Origin of the sequence: Streptosporangium sandarakinum (assembly GCF_050942225.1) — a bacterium.
Lineage (GTDB): Bacteria > Actinomycetota > Actinomycetes > Streptosporangiales > Streptosporangiaceae > Streptosporangium > Streptosporangium nondiastaticum.
Genome location: NZ_CP192034.1, coordinates 2891016 through 2906575, shown reverse-complemented (window position 1 = coordinate 2906575; position 15560 = coordinate 2891016). Strand labels below are relative to the sequence as shown.

The window sequence follows — 15560 nt, the reverse complement described above, 5'->3', positions numbered from 1 at the left end:
CGGGCCGCGAGTCCGCCGGGCCGGGCTTCCTCGCATTCTCATGAACGCCGATGACGGTGCCGGCCGATCCAGGTCTTCCGCGGTCGGCGTCACCACCGCGCGGCCGTGGCCGCCGCGTCCCCCTGAGGTGTGGACGAACACGTCCGCACCACTCCGCACCGCGTCGTCCACCGCCTCACCGGGCGGCCGGCGCCTCCCCCTGTGACCGACCCCCATCGACGCACGCCGGCGTCCGGCCGGCAGAGAGAGTCACACGATGCCGAAACGCAGATCCCTCTTCGTCGCCCTGGCGGTCGCGGCACTCGCCGTCCTGACCGCGAGCGGCCCGGCGCTGAGCTCCGCCATCGCCGGGACCCCCACGCGCGCGGCCGGCGCCCTCGCGGCGACCGCCGGCTGCGGCAAGGCCCCCGGGCTGGCGAGCGGCACGCACACGATCCAGAGCGGCGGCAAGAACCGCAGCTACATCCTGCGGGTCCCCGACGGCTACGACAGCGGCCACCCCTACCGGCTGATCTTCGGCTTCCACTGGCTGGGCGGCACCGCCACCGACGTCGCCACCGGCCAGACCGTGCAGCGGGACGTCTGGTCCTACTACGGGCTCCAGCGCCTGGCGAACAACAGCGCGATCTTCGTCGCGCCCCAGGGACTCAACAACGGCTGGGCCAACCCGGGCGGCGAGGACCTGACCCTCGTCGACGACCTGGTCCGGCAGATCGAGGGCGCCCTCTGCGTCGACACCTCGCAGCTGTTCGCCACCGGCTTCAGCTACGGCGGCGCCATGTCGTACGCGATCGCCTGCGCCAGGGCGAACGTCTTCCGCGCGGTCGCGGTGCAGTCCGGCGGGGTCCTCAGCGGCTGCGGCGACGGCTCCCAGCCCATCGCGTACATGGGAATCCACGGCCTGCGGGACGGCGTGCTCAACATCTCCGGCGGACGGTCGATGCGCGACAGGTTCGTCAGGAACAACGGCTGCGCCGCCCAGAACCCGTCCGAGCCGGCGCAGGGCGGCCTGACGCACCGGGTCACCGCCTACTCGGGGTGCCGGGCCGGGTACCCGGTGGTGTGGGCCGCGTTCGACGAGGGCCACATCGCCGCCCCGCAGGACGGGGCCCCCGGCGACAGCGGTTCCAGGACCTGGGTCCCCGCGGAGGTCTGGAAGTTCTTCACCCAGTTCCAGAGCACCACCACGCCGCCGCCCTCGACGCCTTCGCCGAGCGTCACGCCGACCGCCTCGCCGTCTCCGATCGGGGGCGCGTGCTCGGCGACCATCGAGACGACCAACAGCTGGCCGGGCGGGTTCCAGTCGACGGCCACGGTCCGCGCGGGCAGCGCGCCGGTCGACGGCTGGACCGTGAAGTGGACCTGGCCGGGCGGGCAGACGATCAGCAGCCTGTGGAGCGGCACGCACACCGTGTCCGGCCCCGCCGTGACCGTCCGCAACGCCCCCTACAACGGCTCCATCGAGGCCGGGTCCTCCACCACCTTCGGCTTCACCGCCGACGGCGCCGCGGCCACCCCCACCGCCACCTGCACCAGCCCCTGACCCGTCGCCCACGCGCGGCGGCCGGCGCCACCTCACCGGCGCCGGCCGCCCTCGGCCCGAAGCGGCGATCAGGCCGCTTCCGCCGGATGTCCGTCAATCACCTCAGGGAGGAACCTTGCGCAAGGTGGGAGCCCTACTCGCCGCCGGCGTTCTCGCGGGCGGCCTGGTCGCCCTGCAGGGCCAGGCCGACGCCCTGGAGAACGGCGTGGCACGCACGCCGCCCATGGGCTGGAACAGCTGGAACACCTTCGGCTGCAACATCAACGAGACGCTGATCAAACAGATGGCCGACGCGATCGTCGGCTCCGGTCTGCGCGACCTGGGCTACCAGTACGTCGTGGTCGACGACTGCTGGTTCGACCCCGCCCGCGACTCGGCGGGGAACCTGCGGGGCGACCCGTCGCGGTTCCCCAGCGGGATGAAGGCCCTCGGCGACTACCTGCACGCCAAGGGGCTGAAGTTCGGCATCTACCAGGTGCCGGTGGACAAGACCTGCGCGCAGTACTTCGGCGGCTACCCGGGCGCGACCGGCAGCCAGGGACACGAGGTCCAGGACGCCAGGCAGTTCGCCGCCTGGGGCGTGGACTACCTGAAGTACGACTGGTGCTCCCCCGGCGGCACCATCGACGACCAGGTCCGGACGTTCGCGAAGATGCGCGACGCGCTGGCGGCGACCGGGCGGCAGATCGTCTACAGCATCAACCCCAACAGCATCCACGCCAAGACGGGACCGCAGCGCGACTGGGGCGACGTCGCCAACATGTGGCGGACCACCGAGGACATCACCAACAGGTGGGACACCGGCCAGACCAACGGGTACCCGATGGGCATCCGGAACATCGTCGATGTCACCGTCCCGCTCGCGTCGTACGCCAGGCCGGGGGCGTTCAACGACCCGGACATGATGGAGGTCGGCCGGGGCGGCATGACCGACACCGAGATGCGCAGCCACTTCGCCCTCTGGGCGGTCATGGCCTCGCCCCTGATCGCCGGGAACGACCTGCGCTCCATGGACCCGGCGACGACGGCCATCCTGAAGAACCAGAACCTGATCGCCGTCAACCAGGACCCGCTCGCCCTGCAGGCCCGCCAAATCAGCAACGACGGGACCCGGCGGGTGCTGGCCAAGCGGCTCGCCAACGGCGACGTCGCGGTCGCCCTGTTCAACCAGGGCGGCGGCACCACCACGGTCGGCACCACCGCGTCCGCGATCGGCCTGCAGGGCGGGTCGTTCACCCTGCGCGACGCGTGGACGAACGCCGTCAGCGGCAGCACCGGCGCCATCTCGGCCAGTGTGCCGCCGCACGGCACCGTCGTGTACCGGGTCAGCGGCGGCGCGAGCCCGTCGGCGACCCCCACGGTGACTCCGACGGCGACTCCGACGGCGACCCCGACGCCGGGCGGGCAGGACGGGTGCACGGCGACGTACCGGCTGGCCGGCGACTGGGGTTCCGGCTTCCAGGGGGAGGTGACCGTCCGCAACACCGGGTCGGCCCCGCTCAACGGCTGGGCCGTGAAGATGACGCTGCCCGGCGGACAGACGATCACGAACCTGTGGAACGGCGTGAACACCGGCACCGGCGGCACGGTCACCGTCAGGAACGCCCCCTACAACGGCACCGTCGCCGGCAACGGGTCGGCGACGTTCGGCTTCACCGCCGACGGCAGCGGTTCGGCCGCGCCCACCGGCATGACCTGCACGAGCCCGTAGCGGAACGCGAGGCGAGCGTACGGCCGCCGGGACCGCGAGAGCCTGCGGCCGTACGCGGGCTCTCGCGGCCGTACCGTGGGCTAGAGGAACCGCCACAGGTGGTCGTTCGCCCCGTCGTCGTCGGCGAGCACGACCTGGGCGCCCTGAGCGGTGGAGCCGCCGCTGACGCCGAGGACCCGGCCGCCGTTGGCGCACTGGATGCGGAAACACCCGTTGGATCCGTACCGCAGCCGCCACCGGTGGTCGGCGCTGCCGTTGTCGGCCCACTGGAGCACCCGGGCGCCGGAGGCCGTGCTCGCGTTCTCCACGCCGAGCACCCTGCCGCTGTTGGAGTTGCGCAGGCGCAGGTAGCCACCGGAGTCCACGACGGCGGTCCACAGGTGGTCGGCGGTGCCCGTGTCGCCCCACTGGATCACCGAGCCGCCGTCGGCGGTGGACATGTCCTGCACGCCCAGCACCAGGCCGCTCGCCAGGTTCTGGATGCGCCGGGCCCCGTTCGGCACGAACCGCCACTGGTTGTCGGGGCCGCCGTTGTCGGAGTCCTGTACGGCCTGGGCCCCGTTGGCGGTCGAGCCGCCCTGGATGCCGAGCAGCTTGCCGCTGTTGACGTTGCGGATCCTGTGGGAGCCGTCGCCGGCGTCGATGAGGGTCCAGCGGTGGTCGGCGGTGCCGTTGTCGGTCCACTGCAGGACGCGGGCGTTGTCGGCGGTGGACATGTTCTCCACGCCGAGCACCTTGCCGCTGTTGACGTTGCGGAGCCGTACGGCGCCGCCGTCCACGATGATCTCCCAGTCGTGGTCGGCGGTGCCGTTGTCGGTCCACTGCAGCGCCAGGCCGCCGTCGGCGGTGGACATGTTCTGGATGCCCAGCGCGAGGCCGCTGGCCGCGTTGAGCAGGCGGTAGCTCGCGCCTCCGCCCGTGTCGCCGCCTGCCCTGACGTTCCAGTAGACGGTGTAGTTGTGCCCGTGGGCGTCGTAGAACGGGCCGAGGTCGACCGGCGCTCCGTTCGCGCCGGCCGTGAACGCCAGGGCCGTGGCGCTGGTCCGGTTGATCGACGCGGTGTTCAGGGTGGGCGGCGCCGACAGAGAGGTGTCGCCGTAGTTCCCGGAGAGGACCACCGGGCCGTACGTGATCGCCGCCACGCCGACGTTGTCGCTGGCGGGCTTCGTGACCACCCGCATGGGCAGGCGCACGGTGACGGTGTCGCCGGAGCTCCAGGAGCGGGTGAGGACGGCGTACGTCCCGGGGGTGGTGTCCACGTTCTGCTGGGCGCCGTTGACGCTGATCGTGGCGCCGGTGGTCCAGGCGGGGATGCGGACGCGCATCGTCCACGACCCGCCGGCGCTGCCGGTGATCTGCAGGGTGGTGGTGTCGCTCACCGGGAAGGACGTCGTCTGGGTGACCGTGATGCCGCGCTGGGTCCAGTTCAGCGTCGACGGGGTGAACAGGTTCACCGTCAGCGTGGTGCCGTTGTGGAAGTAGATGGAGTCCATCAGCGCGGTGTTGACCTCCACTCCCGTGCCCTGGCAGCACCAGAAGGAGGTGTAGTCGGTGCTGTAGGTGCCGCCGCCCCACGCCGGGCCCACGCCGCGGCGGCCACCCGGTTTGAGCGGGGTGAAGTAGGTGACGTGCCCGTGGCCGTCGGCCGGGTTCTGCGCGCCGAGGATGTGGTTGAACAGCGCCTGCTCGTAGAAGTCGAAGTACGCCGCCCGGTTCGGGTCCAAAAGCCACAGCTCGCGGGTCAGCTTGAGCATGTTGTAGCTGTTGCAGTGCTCGCAGGTGTCGTTGGTGAGATACCCGGCGATGGCGTTGGGGGCGCGGAAGTGCTCGGCCTGGCTGTTGCCGCCGATCACGTAGGTGTGCGCGCCGACCGTGATGTTCCAGGCGTTGGCGGCGATGTCCCGGTAGCGGGCGGCGCCGGTCGCCTTGTACGTGCGGGCCGCGCCGATCCACTTGGGCACCTGGGTGTTGGCGTGCAGGCCGTTGAGCCGGTCCTGGCCGGCCGCCAGCGGGTCGAAGACGGCCGCGTGGTCGAACCGCTGGGCGGCGGTCAGCCAGCGGGTGTCGCCGGTCTGCTGGTACAGGTCGGCCAGCACCGCGTTCATGCCGCCGAACTCGGTGCCCAGCATGGCCTGCATCTGGGCGGCGGTCAGCCTGCCCGTCCGCCGGTCGACCCAGCCGGCGAGCGCCAGCAGCACGTCGCGGGCCTGGGTGCTGCCGATGAGGCGCCACACGTCGAGCAGGCCGGCCATGGTCTTGTGGATGCAGTAGTACGGCACGTTGCCGTTGTTCAGCGTGCGGGCCTCGAGCGCGGTGAAGTCGGACTCGGGGAACCCGGACAGGTAGCCGGTGCCGAAGCCGGCGGCGGCGTTGTTGGCCTGGCACCTGGCCAGCTCGGCGACCATGCGGGTGGCCTTGTCCCGGCAGACGGTGTCGCCGAGCACCGCGTAGGCCTGGGCCCACGCGGTGAGGAAGTGCCCCTGCACGTGGGTGCGGAACGGGAACGAGGGGGCGTCCCAGCCACCGTTGGCGGCGGCGCCGCCGGTGGACAGCCGGTGGTTGGCGCGGAAGTTGTACAGCAGCCGTTCGACGTCGACGAACCGCAGGTAGGACAGTGTCCGGTTCTGGTTGTCCATCCAGCGGCCGGCCGTCAGCCGTACCTGTCCGAGGTCGAACGGGTAGGCCGACACGCCGATGTCGGGTCGCGCCGGGGCGACCGCGGCCCGGGCCGCGGCGGTGCCGACGGCTTGGCCGGCGGTGGAGGCGACGACGGCGACGCCGGCGGCCTGGAGCAGCCGGCGGCGGCTGAGGGGTGTGGATGACACGTGGGCCTCCTGGGAAGTGGGGGGTCGGACGGACGCGGGCAGGAATCGGCCATGCGGAACGGACCTGGCGGCATGCCGGATTCGCGGTTCGTCCCGCGTCCACGGGCGTGAGGCGCGACGGGTGGGCGACGAGCCGGCCCGGGCCGGCGAGCGGGCGTTTCCCGCCGCCGGGGGCGGGCGCGAGGTGGGCGCCGTCCGCGGTCCCGGCGGCATGCGCGGCGTGGCTCCGGCGGTCCACGGTGTACGGGATCGACACCGGCGGACCGCGGCGCGGGGTCGTCACATGTCGGGAAACGGCCGGATCACATCGATCCAGCCGGAAAGACGCCGCGCGCCGAAGCGCTCCTGCCGTTCCACCGCCGACCCGGCAGGAGGCCGACTGGGAGTCAGTTTCGAAACCATTCCGGAGCTTGTCAAGGCTTCCTTCCAGGCTCCCGGGTACGGCTTCGCCGGGAGAGGCGCGCCCGAGCCGGCCCGGTGGGCGCGCCTCCCCAGCGATCCGCGCTCGCCGCGTGAGCCGCCCGTCCGTGAAAGTTTCATTCCCCGCGGGAGCGCCCCGGCGTGACCGTGCCCAGCAAGAGGACCCGGACCGCGATCGGCGGGGACGGGGAACGGGCACCGGGGCTTGACAGGTTCAACGGCCTCGTATTTGCTCCGCGACACCACCGCCACCAACCGACGGCACCCCAGGAAGGGCTGGCTCCGATAAATATGTTAACGCTAACATTCACCGGTCCGCCCCTGTAGGACGGACCGGTCCCCCGGTGGCTCCGGCCCGGAAGGGCCTCACCACGGCGGCCCTCGCCTCGGCCGCCGACCGGCAGGACGTCACCTCCCGCGCCCCCGGCCCGTCACCCCTCAGGTCCGTCACCGATCGAGCCGTTCCCGGGAGGACGGCGCACCGGAGTGACGGCTCCCATGAGCGACCACCCCCCGAAGAGGAGACCCATGCGAATCGCACGTCCGGGTCCGAGCGGGATCCCGTCCAGGCGCGGGCTCGCCTGGATCATGAGCCTGCTCTCCGTCATGATGCTGCTTCCGGCCGCCGCCGCCAGGGCGGACAACCCGATCGTCCAGACCGTCTACACCGCCGACCCGGCGCCGCTGGTGCACAACGGCCGGGTCTACCTCTACACCGGCCACGACGAGGACGGTTCGACGTACTTCACCATGAAGGAGTGGCGGGTCTGGTCGTCGGCGGACATGGTCAACTGGACCGACCACGGCTCCCCGCTGAGCGTGTCGAGCTTCAGCTGGGCCGGCGCGGACGCGTGGGCGGGCCAGGCGATCCACCGGAACGGCAGGTTCTACTGGTACGTGCCCACGAAGAACCGGGCGACCGGCAGGATGGCCATCGGCGTGGCGGTGTCCGACAGCCCCACCGGGCCCTTCAAGGACGCCATCGGACGCCCGCTGGTGGAGAACGGCGAGATCGACCCCACCGTCTTCGTCGACGACAACGGCCAGGCCTACCTGTACTGGGGCAACCCCAACCTGTGGTACGTGAAGCTGAACGCCGACATGACCTCGTACTCCGGCAGCCCGACGAAGATCCCCCTGACCACCGCGGGGTTCGGCACCCGCACCGGTGACGCGAACCGTCCGACCCTGTTCGAAGAGGCGCCCTGGGTCTACAAGCGGGGCGGCCTGTACTACAACGTGTTCGCCGCGAAGTGTTGCTCCGAGTTCATCGCCTACTCGACGGCCCCCGGCCCCACCGGGCCGTGGACCTACCGGGGAACGATCATGCCCACCCAGGGCGGCAGCTTCACCAACCACGCCGGCGTCATCGACTTCGCCGGAAACTCGTACTTCTTCTACCACAACGGCGCGTTGCCGGGCGGCGGCGGCTTCACCCGCTCGGTCGCCGTGGAGAGGTTCGCCTACAACGCCGACGGCACGATCCCGGTGATCAACATGACCGCGACCGGGGCGCCGCAGGTGGACACGCTGAACCCGTACGTCCGGCAGGAGGCGGAGACGATCGCCTGGGAGTCCGGCGTGGAGACGGAGCCCTCCAGCGGGGGCGGGATGAACGTCGGGTACATCGAGAACGGCGACCACATCAAGGTCAAGGGCGTCGCCTTCGGCGCCGGAGCGAAGACCTTCACCGCGCGGGTCGCCTCGGGGTCCGGCGGCGGGAGGATCGAGCTTCGCCTGGACGGCGTCAACGGCGCCCTGGCCGGTACGTGCGCCGTCCCGGGCACCGGCGGCTGGCAGTCCTGGACGACCGTGTCCTGCGGGGTGAACGGCGCGACGGGCACCCACGACCTGTACTTCAGGTACACCGGCGGGAGCGGCTACCTGTTCAACGTAGACTGGTGGCAGTTCGGCTCCGACGGGCCGACGGCCACGCCCACCCCCACACCGACGATCACGCCCACGGTCACACCGACGGCCACGCCCACCCCCGGCGGCGCCTGCGACGCCACCTACCGCACCACCGGCTCGTGGTCCGGCGGCCACCAGGGCGAGGTCACGGTGACGGCCGGCGCCTCGGCGATCGACGGCTGGACCGTCAGGTGGAACCTGGGCGACGGCCAGACCGTCAGCCAGGTCTGGGGCGGCACGCTGAGCACCACCGGTTCGGCCGTGTCGGTGAGCAACGCCTCGTACAACGGCTCGCTCCAGCCGTCCGCCTCCACGACGTTCGGCTTCCTCGCCGGCGGCGCGCCGTCGGCGCCGTCCCTCACCTGCACCGCCTCCTGAGGGCGGCGGGGCGGTGATCCGCGCGCGTCCGGGCCACCGGACGGTACGGATGACCGCGCACGCCCCGCCGCACCACCCCCTCGCCCAGCACCACCCCGGCGTCCCCCGGTGAACCGGGCGCCTGCCGGGTCGGCGTCACCGTCAACGCCTGGAACACCGGACCGACCGAGAACCCCACCGTCACCAACACCGGCGACACCGGCAAGCCCACCGCGTTCACCCTCAACGGAGCCGCCTGCACCCTCTCCTGACGCATCGCCCGACGACCCCCACCTCCCAGGAGACATCAATGCGCTTCAGCCGACATCGGCGCCGGCTCGCGGCCGCGATCGCGGTGGCGCTCGGCGCCCTCGGAATCGCGACGGCCGGCTCCTCCCACGCCGCCGCGGGCTGCCGGGTCACCTACACCGTGACCAACGAATGGTCCGGCGGTTTCGGAGCCAACGTGACGATCGACAACCTCGGTGACCCGGTCGACGACTGGAAGCTGACCTGGTCGTTCCCCGCCGGGCAGACCGTCGCCCAGCTGTGGAACGGCACCCACGTCCAGTCCGGCGCCCAGGTCACCGTGACCAACGCCGAGTACAACGGCACGATCGCGACCGGCGGCAGCGCGTCGTTCGGCTTCAACGGCACCTGGACCTCGTCCAACCCGGCGCCGACGAGCTTCGCGCTGAACGGCACCGTCTGCGGCGGCACCGTCAGCCCCTCGCCCGGCACCAGCCCCAGCACCGGCCCCTCGCCCAGCACCAGCCCGTCGACCGGTCCCACGGGCGGGCCGTGGCCGCCGTCGCCGACGTTCTCCAACCCGGTGCTGTGGCAGGACCTGGCCGACATCGACGTCTTCCGGGTCGACGACACCTACTACTACTCGGCCTCCACGATGCACTACTCGCCCGGCGCGCCGATCCTGCGCTCCTACGACCTGGTCGACTGGGAGTACGCCGGCCACTCGGTGCCCAGGCTGGACTTCGGGTCGAAGTACGACCTGAACGGCGGGCGCGCGTACGTCAACGGGATCTGGGCGTCGTTCCTGAACTACCGGAAGAGCAACAGGACCTTCTACTGGGGCGGCTGCGTCGACTTCAGCAAGACCTACATCTACACCGCCACCTCCGCCGAGGGCCCGTGGAACCGGCACACCACGATCGACAAGTGCTACTACGACGCAGGGCTGCTGGTCGACGACAACGACACGATGTACGTCGCCTACGGCAACACCCAGATCAGCGTGGCCCAGCTGTCGGCCGACGGGAAGACCGAGGTCCGCAGCCAGCAGGTGTTCTCCACGCCGTCCAGCGTGGGCACGCTGGAGGGGTCGCGGATGTACAGGCGCAACGGCGCCTACTACATCTTCCTGACCCGCCCGGCCAACGGCCAGTACGTGCTGAAGTCCACCAACGGCCCGTTCGGCCCGTACGAGATGCGCCAGGTGCTGCTCAACATGCCCGGCCCGGTCTCCGGCGGCGGCGTGCCGCACCAGGGCGGGCTGGTGCAGACCCAGAACGGCGCCTGGTACTACCTGGCCTTCCAGGACGCCTACCCCGGCGGGCGGATCCCCGTACTGGCGCCGATCACCTGGACCTCCGACGGCTGGCCGACCGTGCAGACCGTGAACGGCGCCTGGGGCGGCTCCTACCCCTACCCCAACGTGCCGCGCCCGCCGCGGCAGGTGAAGTCCCCCACCGGGACCGACACCTTCGCCGGCACCGGGCTCGGCCCGGAGTGGGAGTGGAACCACAACCCCGACACCACCAGGTACAGCGTCGGCAACGGGCTGCGGCTGCAGACCGCCACGGTGACCAACGACCTGTACTCGGCGCGCAACACCCTCACCCACCGCATCCTGGGGCCGTCCTCGACGGCGACGATCCAGCTGGACCACTCGGCGATGCGCGACGGCGACCGGGCCGGGCTGGCGATGTTCCGCGACTCCTCGGCCTGGATCGGCGTCAGACGCGACAACGGCCAGACCCGCCTGGTCGTGACCAACAACCTGACCATGAACGGCAGCTGGCAGACCACCTCCACCGGCACCGAGGTCGCCTCCACCGCGGTCTCCGGCGGGCGGATCTGGCTGCGGGTCAACGCCGACATCCGGCCCGGCAGCGGCCGGCAGGCGAGGTTCTCCTACAGCACCGACGGGGTGAACTTCACCTCCTTCGGGCCGGCCTTCACGATGGGCAACGCCTGGCAGTTCTTCATGGGCTACCGCTACGCCGTCTTCAACTACGCCACCCAGTCCCTCGGCGGCGCGGTCACCGTCAACCGGTTCGACCTGACCACGCCCTGACACCATCGCCCACGGCGGCCCCCGGAGGGCGCGCACCGCGCCCTCCGGGGGCCGCCGGTCCTGGCCGGTGTGAACCGGTGGCGTACCGCCGCCGGGCCTGCCGGCGCCGCCGTCCTCACGCGGCGGGGAAGGGCGGCACGATGACCGTTCGCCTCCTCCTGTGCCGCTGAGACGACCGGTTGGCGATCTGCGGCGAACTTTCCCGGCCGGGCGGCACTCCAATACGGCATGAACAACGGTCACAGAGGAAACCGCAAGCACAAGCTGGTCCGGCTGGGACGCCCGGTCATCGCGGCGGCGCTCGCCGCGGGCATGGCACTGACCGGCGTCACGGCGGCGAGCGCCGCCGCGACGTCCGCCGGCGCGGCCACCGACGCCACCACCGGTGCGAGCGGCAGGTTCGGCCCGTACGGCTACGGAGGGGTGCGGCTCGGGATGACTCCCAAGCAGGCCGAGGCGACCCGCAAGATCGTAAGAAAGCGCGGCGCGAGTCAGTGCTCGGGGTGGGATCTCAAGGCGCACCCGACCGGCCGCGACAGTGTGGGCCTCTACATCTCCAAGAAACTGGGGGTCGCCCTCATCTCAGCGCCCAAGGGCGCCAAGACGCCCGAGGGCATCACGGTCGGCTCCACCATGAAGCAGGTCAAGAAGGCCTACCCCCGGCTCGACACCACGGGCAACTACCCCGTCGCCGGCGTTCCCGGCAACCCGAAGGCCCTGTACTACTTCCTGTCGCACCGAGGCAAGGTCTACGAGTTGACTCTGGCCCTGAAGAACCAGGACTGCACCAACTAGGCCCGGCCGGTCTCGCGGAACCCCTCACACGGCCGGTGGGTGGCGCACCATCGTCGCCGAGACCGGCCGCATCCATGACCCACGGATCACCGAATCGAAGACCTGTGACCGGTCGAGCGCCCTCGGGGTCAGCGCCCGGTCGCGCCGTCGATCAGTTCGCGGAGGATGTCCGCGTGGCCCGCGTGACGGCCGGTCTCCTCGATCATGTGGGTGAGGGCCCAGCGGACGCTGGGAGCGGGGCGTTCCGGCCGCGGTCGACGAGGGATCGGCGCACCGAGATCGGTGCACCCGTCGAGCACCTGGTTCGCCAGTTCGACCGTCTCCCTGTAACGGGCGAGGACATCGGCCACGCTGTCGGTCGGTGCGGCCTGGAACGTCGCCGGCCAGTCGGTGACGTCGTCCCCGAGGAACATCGAGCGTTCGACGAAGGTCAGGTGGTTGAGCAGGCCGAGCAGGTTCGTGCCCGACGGCACCGCGGCTGTTCGCACCTGTGGTTCGGGGGCGCCGTCGACCTTCGCGGCGACCGAGTTCCGGAGGTAGTCGAGGAATCCGCGCAGGGTCTCGGTCTCGCCGCCTCCGGTCCGGGGCGGCGGGGTGTCACCGCGGCGGTTGCGGCGCGTGGAGCCGGGCACAGTGGTCTCCCTTCTTCATCGGGGTGGCGCCGGTCGCCGTATCAGGCGGTGCGGCGGATGAGCAGGACGTGGTCGGTGACCTCGGCGGTGCGCCCTCCCGGTCCGGTCGCGATCCGGCGGGGTGCGTCGGCCCGCTCGGCCGTCCACGTCGCCGGGTCCAGGTCGATGCCCGCGGCGACCTCCCGCGGGCTCGGGTACCGGACGTCGGGACCCTGGTTCCACGACCACGGCGCGGCCGAGCCGTGGTCGACGACCAGCAGCCGCCCACCCCGACGCAGCGCGTGCGCGGCGGAGCGCAGGACGGTCGCCCTGTCCAGGTCGAAGGGGGTGTGCAGGTAGTGGGCGCAGATCAGGTCGAATCCGCCCCGTGGGAAGGACTCGCGCAGGTCATGCCGCTGGGCGATGACCCGGTCGCCCAGGCCGCGTGAGCGGGCGAGGGCTGCGAGCCGCTCGACCGCCACGGCCGAGATATCGGCGGCGGTGACGCGCCACCCCTGGCCGGCGAGCCATAGCGCGTCGCCGCCGTCGCCGCATCCGAGGTCCAACGCGTCGCCGGGCGGCAGGCCCTCGACCGTCTCGGTGAGACGCGCGTTCGGCTGCGGGTCGCCGGCCGCCGGCCGGGCCGCGTAGAGGTCGTCCCAGAACGTGACCGCATCGGTGGTGCTCATCAAGACTCCTTCTGTCGGGATGCGCCCAGTCTCACCAGGCGTACCGCGTTCTGGCACGGAAACTTGCGGTTCTGGCAAGATGGCCTCGTGGATCGCAGGACGGACGACGACGTGCTCGACGCGGTGGGGCCGCGGCTTCGTGCGCTGCGTCGTGACCGCGGCATCACTCTCGCCGCCCTCGCGGCGACGACCGGCGTCTCGGAGAGCACCCTTTCCCGGCTGGAGAGCGGGCGGCGCCGGGCGACCCTGGAGTTGCTGCTGCCGCTGGCCCGTACCTACGGCGTTCCGCTGGACGACCTGGTCGGCGCCCCGCACACCGGCGACCCCCGGATACACCTCAAGCCGATGAGACGGTTCGGGATGACCTTCGTGCCCCTGTCCCGGCGGCCGGGCGGGATACACGCGTTCAAGATGATCATCCCCGCCCGGCCGGAACCCCTCGAACCGACTCCGCAGACCCACGAAGGCTTCGAGTGGCTGTACGTGCTCAGCGGTCACCTGCGACTCGTGCTCGGCGAGCGCGACCTGACGTTGCCGCCCGGTGAGGCGGCCGAGTTCGACACGTCCCTGCCGCACTGGCTGGGCGGCGCCGACGGCGGCGTGGTCGAGCTTCTCATCCTGTTCGGCCCGCAAGGGGTGCGTTCGCACGTACGCGCCGGCCCTCATCGGTCATCTCACGGCGGGGGCCGGCGGTGAACTCGGCCGGAGACTCCGCATCCGCTCTCGGTGACGTCCAGGTGGAACAACAGAAAAGCCACAATTCCCAGTCTTGGGAATTGTGGCTCTGACCTGCCCTAATACCGTCGGGACGACAGGATTTGAACCTGCGACCCCTTGACCCCCAGTCAAGTGCGCTACCAAGCTGCGCTACGTCCCGGTATGTCCGGCGCCCTCTCGGGCGGGACGTCATAACCTTAGCGCAGATCTGGCGGACATGCGCACACGACGGTGCCCGCCGTACGCGTGCGGACGGATGAGAAGCGAGGGACGGGTGGGACGCAAGGCGGTGATCGACCAGCGGGAGCTGCGGAGGCTGGTCGCGGAGGGGCTGTCCAACGCGGAGCTGGCCTCCCGGTTCGGGGTGAGCGAGTCCGGGATCCTGCAGGCCAAGCGGGCGGCGGGGTTGTCCAAGCCGATGCTCGACCACTCCCGCGCGATCCCGTGGAAGCTCGACCGCGCCCACAGCCAGTCGGGCCCGGCGACGAACCTGCGGAACCTGTCGTCGGCGGCGCAGGGCCGGGCGATCCCGGCGGAGAAGCTCAACACCGCGCTGCGCTGGGCGGACCGGCTGGTGTCCGGCGGGCTGGACATCGCCTACGAGCCGGGACGGGGGTTCGCGGAGGTGCCCGCCGTTCCGGGGCGGTCGCTCGTCGAGGGCCTGCTGGCCGAGGTCCGCGCGGCGCTGGAGAAGCCGGAGGACCGGTAACGACGACGCGCGGCACCGGAGAAGGCCGAAGGGCCGGTGGCGGCGCGGTACCGGAGAGGCCGGAGGACCGGTGACGGCGGCGCGCGGCACCGGAAGAGGCCGAAGGGCCGGTGGCGGCGAACCGGGAGAAAAGCCGCAGGAGGACGGCGGAATCCTCGTGCCGGACAAAGCTTCCCGGAACTTCGTACAAAGCTGTCATCGACGGTGAGTCACGGACATCTCCGAGCGGTTTCGAGGTCTGCCCCGGGGGCAGCGCACGAGAACAACCGCTATACAACCGGAGGCAGGTATGTCCACCGTGATCTGGGTGGTCGTCATCGCGGTCGCGGTGGTGGCGATCATCGCAGTCGGCTACTTCATGACGGGGCAGCAGCGCAGGCGCCGGCTCCGCGACCGGTTCGGCCCGGAGTACGACCGCGCCGTCCGCGAGCGCGAAAGCCGCCAGGAGGCCGAGCAGGAGCTCCTCGCCCGCGAGCAGCGCTTCAGCTCCCTCGACATCCGGCCGCTCGACCCGGGCACGCGGGACGCCTACGCCAGGAAGTGGACGGAGGTCCAGGAGCGGTTCGTGGACGCCCCCGGGTTCGCGGTGACCGAGGCCGACCACCTGGTGACGTCCGTGATGGCGGAGCGGGGCTACCCGACCGACGACTTCCAGCAGCGGCTCTCGGACCTGTCGGTCGAGCACGGCCGCACCCTCGACCACTACCGGCAGGCCCACGAGATCAGCAACCGCGCGGCCCGCACCGAGGCGTCCACCGAGGAGCTGCGCCAGGCGATGGTGCACTACCGCGTCCTGTTCGAGGAGCTCCTCTCGACCGGGAGCCCCGACGGCGACCGTCCCGCACCGCACGCCGGGCCGGACCGGACGGACACCGCCCATGACGGTCGTTCCGCACCGGACCGGGCGGACACGACCGCCGAGGACAGGATCGACCGCCACGAGACCCGGGGACGGTGA

The 15560-nt window shown here is 71.5% G+C and carries 11 protein-coding genes and 1 tRNA gene; 8 read left to right on the top strand and 4 right to left on the bottom strand.

The genetic code is table 11. The annotated features are described in order from the left end of the window. Positions 1 to 256 precede the first annotated feature (256 nt). Positions 257 to 1543, top strand: coding sequence for a cellulose binding domain-containing protein (locus ACQP10_RS13425; RefSeq protein WP_346020151.1), 1287 nt, complete (start codon positions 257 to 259; stop codon positions 1541 to 1543). A 124-nt stretch (positions 1544 to 1667) separates the two neighbouring features. Next, positions 1668 to 3254: a cellulose binding domain-containing protein gene (locus tag ACQP10_RS13420; protein ID WP_433541900.1), complete on the top strand. Its 1587-nt coding sequence runs from the start codon at positions 1668 to 1670 to the stop codon at positions 3252 to 3254. 80 nt (positions 3255 to 3334) lie between these two features. On the opposite strand, the gene ACQP10_RS13415 is transcribed toward ACQP10_RS13420, so the two are convergent. After that, positions 3335 to 6079 carry a beta-L-arabinofuranosidase domain-containing protein gene (locus ACQP10_RS13415; protein WP_433541452.1) on the bottom strand — a complete coding sequence of 915 codons (2745 nt, stop codon included), beginning with the start codon at positions 6077 to 6079 and terminating at the stop codon, positions 3335 to 3337. A 948-nt stretch (positions 6080 to 7027) separates the two neighbouring features. Here ACQP10_RS13415 and ACQP10_RS13410 point away from each other — a divergent pair. The 3 genes from ACQP10_RS13410 to ACQP10_RS13400 all read left to right on the top strand — a co-directional run bounded on the left by ACQP10_RS13410 (position 7028) and on the right by ACQP10_RS13400 (position 11876). Then, positions 7028 to 8788 carry a family 43 glycosylhydrolase gene (locus tag ACQP10_RS13410; RefSeq protein WP_433541451.1) on the top strand — a complete coding sequence of 587 codons (1761 nt, stop codon included), beginning with the start codon at positions 7028 to 7030 and terminating at the stop codon, positions 8786 to 8788. A gap of 289 nt (positions 8789 to 9077) precedes the next feature. Next, the gene (locus ACQP10_RS13405) at positions 9078 to 11081 is read left to right on the top strand and encodes a family 43 glycosylhydrolase (RefSeq protein ID WP_346020155.1); all 2004 of its coding nucleotides are present in this window, start codon (positions 9078 to 9080) and stop codon (positions 11079 to 11081) included. A 228-nt stretch (positions 11082 to 11309) separates the two neighbouring features. Beyond that, a complete protein-coding gene (locus ACQP10_RS13400; protein ID WP_346020156.1) occupies positions 11310 to 11876 on the top strand; it encodes a hypothetical protein in 567 nt (188 codons plus the stop codon). A gap of 128 nt (positions 11877 to 12004) precedes the next feature. On the opposite strand, the gene ACQP10_RS13395 is transcribed toward ACQP10_RS13400, so the two are convergent. Further along, on the bottom strand, positions 12005 to 12508 hold the full coding sequence (locus ACQP10_RS13395) for a DinB family protein (protein ID WP_346020157.1): 504 nt from the start codon (positions 12506 to 12508) through the stop codon (positions 12005 to 12007). A 41-nt stretch (positions 12509 to 12549) separates the two neighbouring features. Then, on the bottom strand, positions 12550 to 13176 hold the full coding sequence (locus tag ACQP10_RS13390; RefSeq protein ID WP_346020158.1) for a class I SAM-dependent methyltransferase: 627 nt from the start codon (positions 13174 to 13176) through the stop codon (positions 12550 to 12552). A gap of 87 nt (positions 13177 to 13263) precedes the next feature. On the opposite strand from ACQP10_RS13390, the gene ACQP10_RS13385 reads away from it, so the two are divergent. Next, positions 13264 to 13872 (top strand): helix-turn-helix domain-containing protein, encoded by a 609-nt coding sequence (locus ACQP10_RS13385; protein ID WP_346020159.1) that lies wholly within the window; start codon positions 13264 to 13266, stop codon positions 13870 to 13872. A 107-nt stretch (positions 13873 to 13979) separates the two neighbouring features. Here the strand turns inward: ACQP10_RS13385 and ACQP10_RS13380 are convergent. Further along, positions 13980 to 14053 (bottom strand) — tRNA-Pro (locus ACQP10_RS13380). 114 nt (positions 14054 to 14167) lie between these two features. Here ACQP10_RS13380 and ACQP10_RS13375 point away from each other — a divergent pair. After that, complete coding sequence (locus ACQP10_RS13375; protein WP_346020160.1) at positions 14168 to 14602, top strand: hypothetical protein; 435 nt, start codon at positions 14168 to 14170, stop codon at positions 14600 to 14602. Positions 14603 to 14891: 289 nt separating this feature from the next. Continuing rightward, on the top strand, positions 14892 to 15560 hold the full coding sequence (locus ACQP10_RS13370; protein ID WP_346020161.1) for a hypothetical protein: 669 nt from the start codon (positions 14892 to 14894) through the stop codon (positions 15558 to 15560).

Excerpts from the sequence above, each read along its gene's own strand:
- ACQP10_RS13425 (WP_346020151.1), top strand. The coding sequence starts at position 257 with ATGCCGAAACGCAGATCCCTCTTCGTCGCCCTGGCGGTCGCGGCACTC.
- ACQP10_RS13410 (WP_433541451.1), top strand. The coding sequence starts at position 7,028 with ATGCGAATCGCACGTCCGGGTCCGAGCGGGATCCCGTCCAGGCGCGGG.
- ACQP10_RS13405 (WP_346020155.1), top strand. The coding sequence starts at position 9,078 with ATGCGCTTCAGCCGACATCGGCGCCGGCTCGCGGCCGCGATCGCGGTG.
- ACQP10_RS13400 (WP_346020156.1), top strand. The coding sequence starts at position 11,310 with ATGAACAACGGTCACAGAGGAAACCGCAAGCACAAGCTGGTCCGGCTG.
- ACQP10_RS13390 (WP_346020158.1), bottom strand. The coding sequence starts at position 13,176 with ATGAGCACCACCGATGCGGTCACGTTCTGGGACGACCTCTACGCGGCC.
- ACQP10_RS13370 (WP_346020161.1), top strand. The coding sequence starts at position 14,892 with ATGTCCACCGTGATCTGGGTGGTCGTCATCGCGGTCGCGGTGGTGGCG.